Genomic DNA, 8,144 nt, shown 5'->3' with positions numbered 1-8,144 from the left:
AGTCCCGTCCACTCCGCCACTTATTTATAGACAGAGTTAAGTCTTTAAAATAACTATAGGGGTGTAGCTCCAACTGGCAGAGCAGCGGATTCCAAATCCGCGTGTTGGGAGTTCGAATCTCTCCACCCCTGCCATATTAAAAAAGGCTCATATCGAAAGATATGAGCCTTTTTGCTATTTGTAGTTTGAGGAAAGAGCAGTGGATTCCCCCGTCATAAGAACGCGCATGTTTGGAATTCTAATCTCTCCACCCTTGCCATATTAAAGAAGGCTCATATCGAAAGGTATGGGCTTTTTGCCATCTGTAGTTTAAGAAAAGACTCGCGGCTCCCTCCGCCATAAGACTATGTATGTCGGAGTTTGAAATTCTACTATTGTGTTTAATTAACTATTAATCAAATTCGTTGTATTTAGATATGATGGTTTCTAAGGTTACAAATTCTTGGTTTCCATGTCTTGTGTTCCAAGCACTAGATATTGTGATGTGCTTTGCCGAGGCCGAAATTATGCTATCAACGTTCCAGGTTAACATATATGTAACATCATTGATTGTGACTTCATTTGACGATGTAGCAATGGAATCATAAGTAATAGTTCCACCTGCTCCAGAGATTGAGCGACTACGAAATTTTTCTAATTGAGTTTCTGCACTATATAGAGCCTCAATACTCCTTGTCGCATGTTCAGATTTTAGCTCAATAAACGTTTGCAGCTTCAATAAGCCTAATGCACCAATACCAATAATGGTAAATGAAATCATTATTTCAAGAAGGCTAAATCCTTTTTGTCTATAGATCATTCCAAGATCCTTTTTGCCATGTAAAATTGTTGTATTCTTCTTTACGGGCAGATCTTTTATATTTAAATATAATTGAACCTCTGAGTAATGTTGAGGAGTTTGGGGTATCCAAAATTAACCCTCCCGTTGGAATAAAAGCCCCACGTTGAACATGAGAAATGAACTTTGTTTTACCAGTAATATGAGCCGCAGTATCTATATTTTTCCAATTATCTGTAAGGTCGATATTACCCTTTCCATCTACTGGAATGTCAATAAACATATGATAAATGGAACCATGAAAGGTACCTGAACCATCTAAAGCAACGACCCCACCTTCAATAACAAGGTTTCTAGATTCATTTGATAGAGTTGTTAATGAGGAGCCACCCTCAAGATTGCAATCACCAGTGACCCATACTTTATCTGATGTTTTAAATGCATCTACAATGCGAACATCACAATCAGTTTTACTTCCTGTTATTTGCGTATACTTACTTTTTACTTCTGATAGTTTAGAACGAGGTTTTTGGAAAAATGCTTCAAAAGGATCGTAGTGTTCTTCTTTTATATAATCAGAAAGAAAATTATCAGAAGTAGCGGGATTATCAGTTTTAGAATTTTCTTGAATGTTTGATTGTGTTTCTGGGTGGCAGGTTCCTTTGTAGCCATCATAGGGACCATTTTCTTCAGGATTAAGTGTTTTCAATCCACCAAAACCAAAATTATAATCGATATATCCAGTGTATTTAATGGCCACACATTCATCTTTTTCATTAATTTTCTTACCTGTAACATCAGGATATATATCGATAGAACCATCTATAATCAAATTACCTCTAGCTTGTATCGCTCCGTTTCCATAAGTAATTTTTGGTATTATATTTTTCTTGATTAGATTTTTATTATTTAGTTCATAAGTTAATTGATAGTTAATTGTAGAATTTGCTGAAGATACTGGTTGAGCGTAAAGACGTTCTATTGGATTATTGATATTACACTGAGTATTCATATTACTATACTCAGTAGAAGTATTATTCTTTGATAACAGTGATGGATCTGTTTTACTTTCATTTATAAAGCTAAAAAGGCATTCAATGGCACCTTCTGCCTTCCAATTGCTTTGTTTAGCAATAACTTCATTTTGTGATCTTTTTATTTGATAGAAAGTACTTTTGTAAGTTCCTAGAGATAAAATTAAAGCAGCAAGGATTAGGAGTGATGTCATTATTAAAACAACAGCGCCATTTTGTTTCTCTATATTCATTATTGCCAATTCCTTTGTTTGACACTGAAACTTAAGTCTTTTTTCATTGTTGGTATATTTACTAGTTCAGTATCAAGTTGAATACCAATTATTGATGAGGTTGCAGAGCTTGTGATTAACGGTTTACGTAACACTGAAAAATTAGTTACTTGTATGTTTTGAGTATCAAAAAGTGAATAGCAATTACTAACCGTAGTTAGGCTTTTTATGTTTGTTATGAGTGTTTCTTCTTCACATACTTTTAATTTTTTATCGGAAGATGAGTATTTATATATTACATTTTGGTAAGTTTTTTGTGCTCCAGATAGTTTCTTGTGATACACAAAACCAATACTATTTGGTGTTATTTCTATAATATTTGTCGCAGCCGACAGCTTTACTGACTGTCCATCAGTGCCGTTGTATCCTGCTCTTTGGATATCGTCTTTTATAATTTGCATTGTACTCGTTAGGTTTTGAGCTAGTAGTAATTCTAGACCTCGGTTTTTTGCTACACGTTGCCCATTAATAAAAATAGATCCAACAAGACTAATTGCAATAACCCCAATAAATGAAGCGATCAGAAGCTCAATAAGTGAAGATCCATTTTGTTTGTATTTATGAGCAGGAATTATATCCATAGAGCTCTCCACTCGTATTGTCGTAACAAACTTTTATTCTTCCAGGTGGGTTAGACAGGATAATTTTTAATTTTTTGGTCATATCATTATTAGGATAGAAAATGAATGTGCCTCTGGCTGGTCTTCCTCTAATGCCTTCAAAATTGATCTTTTGGCTATCGTAGTTATGTTGCAAGGTTGTTTTATTAAAATTATTTCCACCCATGTAAGCGATTAAATTACCTGAGATGTTATCTGAATCTCTTAAAGCTAAATTCCATGAACCGGTTTTATTTTCTTCCGTTTTAGGAAATGAAATATGCACCCATAAGTTACTATTTCTTAGGACTGCTTCTGATTTAGCTTGAATTAAAAAACCGTTTAATTCTGTTGCTAAACGTTGCATTTTTACGCTGTTGTTTACTGTGTTGAAGTTTGGTGCAGCAACGGATAGAAGTATGGCCAAAACGGTGATTGTAATTAACAGCTCCAATAAGGTAAACCCGCGATTCATCTCTCAAATCCTTTTGTAAACTATTGATAAAGCATCAATAATTCTTGCTTAAATTATACCAAGTATGAAAAATAGAAAGATATTTAGAGAAGGATAAATAGAAATGATTCTAATAAATAAATGTAACTTATCTCGTGTTCATATAAGGGGTATGACACTGATCGAAATTATGATTGTAATTGCTATTATTGGTTTATTGTCAGCGATTGCTTATCCTGCGTATACAAACCATATATTAAAGGCGAACCGTATCGTTGCCTTAGCTGATATTGCGAAAATTCAATTAGAATTAGAAACGAAATATATAGCTAGTTATTCAGATATAGCTAGCTCTATCGTTAGCGGGGGAACTTGTTCTTTTTGTGAAACACAATCGGATAAATATACTCTGAGCTTAGAGGGGTTAACTGCTACAACTTATACGATTAAAGCTACTCCTATAAAGGTACAGATAAAGGATACATGCTCGGGGAAAACTTATACTGCGATTACTTTAAATCAATTTAATAAAAGTGAGCCTAAGGAATGCTGGTAAACTAAAGGTGGGAATTTATACCCACCTTAATGTTTATCAACCAACGAAAGGCAACATACCACCAGCGGCAATAAAGAAGCCAACCAAACCTACAATGGGAAGTTTAAGTACTTTAAGTAATGCAAAGCCAACAATAACCAATGCCATATCTACCCCTGAGCCAACGGCGCTTGTAAATACAGGGTCATACAGCGCTGCGATTAGTAACCCGACAACAGATGCATTAATTCCCGTAATTGCTCCTGCTAATGCTGGTTTTTGAGCTAGAACCTGCCAATGACTAAATACTCCAAGTACTAATAAAAATCCCGGTAAGAAAATAGCAATGGTTGCAACTAAAGCACCAAGAATTGGCTGTTCACTCCACAATTCATATCCTAAGAACGTTGCAAAGGTAAACATTGGACCGGGAACAGCCTGAGCTGCAGCATAACCCGTTAAAAAGCTATCCGTACTAATTTGGTCGCCAACGATATTTTGTAGTAATGGTAAGACTACATGACCGCCACCAAAGACTAAACTACCTGCTTGGAAGAAATCAGAAAAAAGAAGAAGTAATGGCGAATGATTAACGATAGCAGGTAAAGCAAAGAAACAAAGTGCAAAGATAATTAAGGGTAACCAGTTAATGCCTTTAGATTCTTTTTTAATCTCAGTCACCTTATCTGATTTTAGATAAATTCGACCTATAATAGCGGCAATTAACAGTGCAATTAATTGTGTGCTTATTGAAGGGAGTATTAATAATAAGGTTGCGGTCATAATACATAAAAGTATCGTGATTTTGTCCTTACAAAAACTCTTATACATTCCCATGATGGCATCAGCAACAACAACAACGGCTAATAATTTCAATCCATGAATGATGCCTTCAAAGATGTCATTACCAAAGAATGAATGGCTTATATTTGCTAATAACACCATGATAAGAATGGAAGGTAATGTGAAACCAATTGAAGCGAGTAGAGCGCCAAAGAGTCCTTTTCTGTGATAACCCAAAGCAAAGCCTACTTGGCTTGAACCTGGACCAGGTAAGAACTGGCTCAAGGCGATCAGTTGTGCGTATTCCTCTTCACTTATCCAACCTCGCTTTTGTACAAATTCATTGCGGAAGTAACCGATATGAGCGGCAGGTCCACCAAAGCTAACCCAGCCTAATAAAAAAAATCGCTTAAATATTTCAAACATAATCTACTCAACTTTTGACGTATCATCCAAATTCGGACATTCCATTTTGATGGGATAAAGATTACGAGTTACTATCCAATTATTCAAATCGATTAAATTACTATTAACTATGAATGAAATTAATTGGAAAGCGGTCGACTTAAATTTATTGGTGGTATTTAGAACATTGATGAAAACGAAAAGTGTCTCATTAGCTGCGGATAGATTATTTGTCGGACAATCAGCGATGAGCCATAGTCTTTCTCGTTTACGTGAGTTATTAAACGATCCTTTGTTCGAAAGGCAAGGGCATAAAATGATCCCTACCGCGAAGGCTATTCAACTTTATCCTATGATAGATAAAGTACTACAAACAATAACGGGGGATATTTTAAAGGCAGATACCTTTGAGGCGAGTGAGTTCTCTGGGACCTTTAAAATCGGAATGACAGATTATGCAGAATTACTTTTTGCAGCAGATATTTTTGATGCGATTCATCAATTAGCACCAAAAGCACAGTTATGTTTTACCACGGTAGATAAAGCGAATTACCAAGATAGGTTTGATAGCGAACCACTTGATTTAGTTATTGGTAGCATGAAACCAGAGCAAAAAGAGTTACAGTATCAAAAATTATATACAGAAAAGCACGTATGTATGTGGGATGGTAATCGACATCAATTTAAAACGCCGATAACGCTTGATGAATATATATCGTTACCTCATGCCTTAGTGAGTCCTGACGGTGCATTGAAAACAGGCGTAGATAGTAAATTAAAGGGATTAGGAGTGCATCGTTCAGTTAGCGTCGCTTCTAAGCACTTTTTAACCATCAGGCATCTCATGAAAAAAAGAGATTTAATCTGTGTTGTACCAGAATTAATGGCACAGCTGGATTTGTTCTCTGAGCAATTGGTCCACTCAGAGCCTCCAATTGAAGTTGGGGAATTTGATATTCAATTGATTTGGCAAACTCGTAACAAAGAAAATAAACGCTACCAATGGCTTAAAGAGTTGCTCATTCAAACCATTGAAAAAAGTGTTAGCGCTTACAAAAAATAATACAACGAGTTTTGTTTATCGTCCAAATGCATCTTTAATTTTTTCATCAGTATTGTATTGGCTTAATGCATAAACAGACCAAATAGCGGCAGGGATCCAGCCAATTAAAGTTAATTGTAAAATAAGGCAAATGACGCCACTAAATGGCCGACCGATAGTAAAAAACTGTAACCAAGGCAGTAATAAAGCAAGTAAGAGTCTCATGGTATTTCCTATGTGAATTTATTTTGTTGTTAGTCTTATTAATAAATGGGGTTGTCTTGTGTCTTTTTCAATAAAAATGGCCAGTAACAATAAAGTTACTGGCCACAAGAATACCGTTTCATCAATGAATAGAGCATGAATGCATACTCATATTATTAAGTGAGTATTAGTTGTTGCTGTGTAATTCGCTGTTCAGTTCAATTGCAGATTTATTAGTTAAACATTCGATTTGACCAGTGATAGAGTTACGACGGAACAGAAGATCTGTTTTGCCTGCAAGATCACGAGCTTTCGCGACTTCAACTTCTTTACCTTGGTTATCTAACATGCTTACTTTTGTGCCAGCAGTAACATATAGGCCAGATTCAATCGTACAACGATCACCCATTGGGAAACCAAGGCCTGCATTTGCGCCAAGTAGGCAGTTCTCACCGATAGAGATAACCATTTTACCGCCACCAGAAAGTGTACCCATGATAGAAGCACCACCGCCGATATCAGATCCATTACCCACAACAACACCGGCAGAAATACGACCTTCAACCATACTCACACCAGTAGTACCTGCGTTAAAGTTGATGAAGCCTTCATGCATTACTGTTGTACCTTCACCTACATGTGCGCCTAAACGAACACGAGAAGTATCGGCAATACGAATACCTGTAGGTACAACGTAATCCACCATTTTAGGAAATTTATCAACACAATCGACAGTCAGGGTGTCACCAGCTAGGCGAGCTTCTATTTGGCGATCGGCTAATTCAGGAAGATCGATAGGGCCTTGGTTCGTCCACGCGATATTGTGTAATAAACCAAAAATACCATCCAGTACAGTGCCGTGTGGCTTAACTAAACGATTAGAGATCAATTGAAGTTTCAAAAAGCCTTCAGCAACAGATTGAGATTGTTCATCAGTTGCTAAAACAACAAGAACAAGAGGCTGCTTTGATTGAACTGCCTTTTCTGCGAATGCCGCGTTTGGAACATCCCCGTTTGCTGCAAAAGCGTTAGCAAGTTCAGTGCAAACTTCAGATGTAATTTCAATCGCTTGATTGCCTTCCGTATAACCACTTGCTTTAGCAATAGCGTTAACTAATGATTCAGATGGGTTTAATACTGGGTGTGGGAAAAAAGCTTCAATAATTTTATTGTCGCGGTTTTTTGTCGCTGTACCAAAGGCAAGTGCAAAATGAGCCATGTAATGATTCTCCATTTTCATATCAATAATAGTAATTTAGACCTATTTAAATCATTATCCGTTCATTCACATTGGTTCAATCAAATCATCGCTACGTTAGCTGTTTTATTACAAGATTGCGGTCATTAGGGTGACTGATTATTAAAATCTCTATCTTGTTTTTAAGTGATTTACCTTATGTAATGAATTTGTCATTTAATTAATTCGATAGGTATTAAAAATAAATCTTACTTCACATCATAAAGAGAGTTGCTGTGATATAGAAGAGTGAAATCAAAAAATTTTAATGAGAAAAGGGAATAGAGGTAAGAAAAGGGAATTTAAAGTGGTCGTGGAGAAAAGAAAATAGCGGATCATTAAGCCGCTATTTGTATTTTTATATATCGTATCTTTAGAATTAAGCGGCGTCAGACTCTTCGTCTTTGACGGCTTCAATCTTTGCTTTTTTAGGTACAGGTTTACGTTTTGCGCCCAAAGCAACTAAAACATCTTCTTTGTGCTTAGCCAGGTAAAGAGACAACTCTTCTTGTTTCCCTTCATCTTCAATTAAATTACTTTCATTTAGCAGAGTAAAAAGTTCATCTGCAACATCCAGCATTTTGTCATAAGCATCGGCTTCAGTTTTAGAGGTAAAAGTCATCTTCTCTTCTCCGTTGCGCTCAACTACATATTTGACGATAACAGCCATGGTCGTCTCTCCTATTAAATTAACTGGTGTTTTATACAGTAAATGAGGTTTTTTGTCCACTTGGAGGAGAGAAAGCGAGAGAGAGGTAACGCTAGGAGATAATCGACTGATTTTTTATGGCTAAAATGTAA

10 protein-coding genes and 1 tRNA gene are annotated in these 8,144 nt (G+C 36.1%); 3 read left to right on the top strand and 8 right to left on the bottom strand.

Annotated elements, in window-relative coordinates; translation table 11 throughout:
• The first annotated feature begins 57 nt into the window (after positions 1 to 57).
• Positions 58 to 134: transfer RNA gene (locus A6E04_RS12050), tRNA-Trp, on the top strand.
• 257 nt (positions 135 to 391) lie between these two features.
• Here the strand turns inward: A6E04_RS12050 and A6E04_RS12045 are convergent.
• From A6E04_RS12045 to A6E04_RS12030, 4 genes are read right to left on the bottom strand one after another with little or no spacing between them, the layout of a single operon-like run.
• Entirely contained in the window at positions 392 to 799 is a 408-nt protein-coding gene (locus A6E04_RS12045; protein ID WP_023603746.1) for a type IV pilus modification PilV family protein, read from the bottom strand.
• Positions 789 to 2,045: a hypothetical protein gene (locus tag A6E04_RS12040; protein ID WP_065611509.1), complete on the bottom strand. Its 1,257-nt coding sequence runs from the start codon at positions 2,043 to 2,045 to the stop codon at positions 789 to 791. The genes A6E04_RS12045 and A6E04_RS12040 overlap by 11 nt, the downstream gene beginning before the upstream one ends.
• Positions 2,045 to 2,665 carry a PilW family protein gene (locus tag A6E04_RS12035; RefSeq protein WP_065611507.1) on the bottom strand — a complete coding sequence of 207 codons (621 nt, stop codon included), beginning with the start codon at positions 2,663 to 2,665 and terminating at the stop codon, positions 2,045 to 2,047. The genes A6E04_RS12040 and A6E04_RS12035 overlap by 1 nt, the downstream gene beginning before the upstream one ends.
• On the bottom strand, positions 2,643 to 3,158 hold the full coding sequence (locus tag A6E04_RS12030) for a GspH/FimT family pseudopilin (RefSeq protein ID WP_023603743.1): 516 nt from the start codon (positions 3,156 to 3,158) through the stop codon (positions 2,643 to 2,645). Before A6E04_RS12030 ends, A6E04_RS12035 begins: the two co-directional genes overlap by 23 nt.
• Positions 3,159 to 3,261: 103 nt before the next feature.
• Between A6E04_RS12030 and A6E04_RS12025 the strand changes: the two genes are divergently transcribed.
• Positions 3,262 to 3,693, top strand: coding sequence for a type IV pilin protein (locus A6E04_RS12025; protein WP_065611505.1), 432 nt, complete (start codon positions 3,262 to 3,264; stop codon positions 3,691 to 3,693).
• 36 nt (positions 3,694 to 3,729) lie between these two features.
• On the opposite strand, the gene chrA is transcribed toward A6E04_RS12025, so the two are convergent.
• Positions 3,730 to 4,881, bottom strand: coding sequence for a chromate efflux transporter (chrA, locus tag A6E04_RS12020; RefSeq protein WP_065611503.1), 1,152 nt, complete (start codon positions 4,879 to 4,881; stop codon positions 3,730 to 3,732).
• Between the two features lie 109 nt (positions 4,882 to 4,990).
• Between chrA and A6E04_RS12015 the strand changes: the two genes are divergently transcribed.
• Entirely contained in the window at positions 4,991 to 5,923 is a 933-nt protein-coding gene (locus A6E04_RS12015) for a LysR family transcriptional regulator (protein ID WP_065611501.1), read from the top strand.
• Between the two features lie 15 nt (positions 5,924 to 5,938).
• Here A6E04_RS12015 and A6E04_RS12010 read toward each other — a convergent pair whose 3' ends face one another.
• The 3 genes from A6E04_RS12010 to A6E04_RS12000 all read right to left on the bottom strand — a co-directional run bounded on the left by A6E04_RS12010 (position 5,939) and on the right by A6E04_RS12000 (position 8,013).
• Positions 5,939 to 6,127 (bottom strand): YqaE/Pmp3 family membrane protein, encoded by a 189-nt coding sequence (locus tag A6E04_RS12010; protein WP_012549479.1) that lies wholly within the window; start codon positions 6,125 to 6,127, stop codon positions 5,939 to 5,941.
• Between the two features lie 166 nt (positions 6,128 to 6,293).
• Positions 6,294 to 7,325 (bottom strand): 2,3,4,5-tetrahydropyridine-2,6-dicarboxylate N-succinyltransferase, encoded by a 1,032-nt coding sequence (gene dapD / locus A6E04_RS12005; protein WP_017022688.1) that lies wholly within the window; start codon positions 7,323 to 7,325, stop codon positions 6,294 to 6,296.
• A gap of 397 nt (positions 7,326 to 7,722) precedes the next feature.
• Entirely contained in the window at positions 7,723 to 8,013 is a 291-nt protein-coding gene (locus A6E04_RS12000) for a YebG family protein (RefSeq protein ID WP_012549481.1), read from the bottom strand.
• Positions 8,014 to 8,144: the final 131 nt, after the last annotated feature.

The sequence above is a fragment of the Aliivibrio logei genome (genome assembly GCF_001691055.1).
GTDB classification, from domain to species: Bacteria; Pseudomonadota; Gammaproteobacteria; order Enterobacterales; family Vibrionaceae; genus Aliivibrio; species Aliivibrio salmonicida.
The sequence above is the reverse complement of the archived record's forward strand: the minus strand, read 5'-3'. Positions and strand labels throughout refer to the sequence as shown.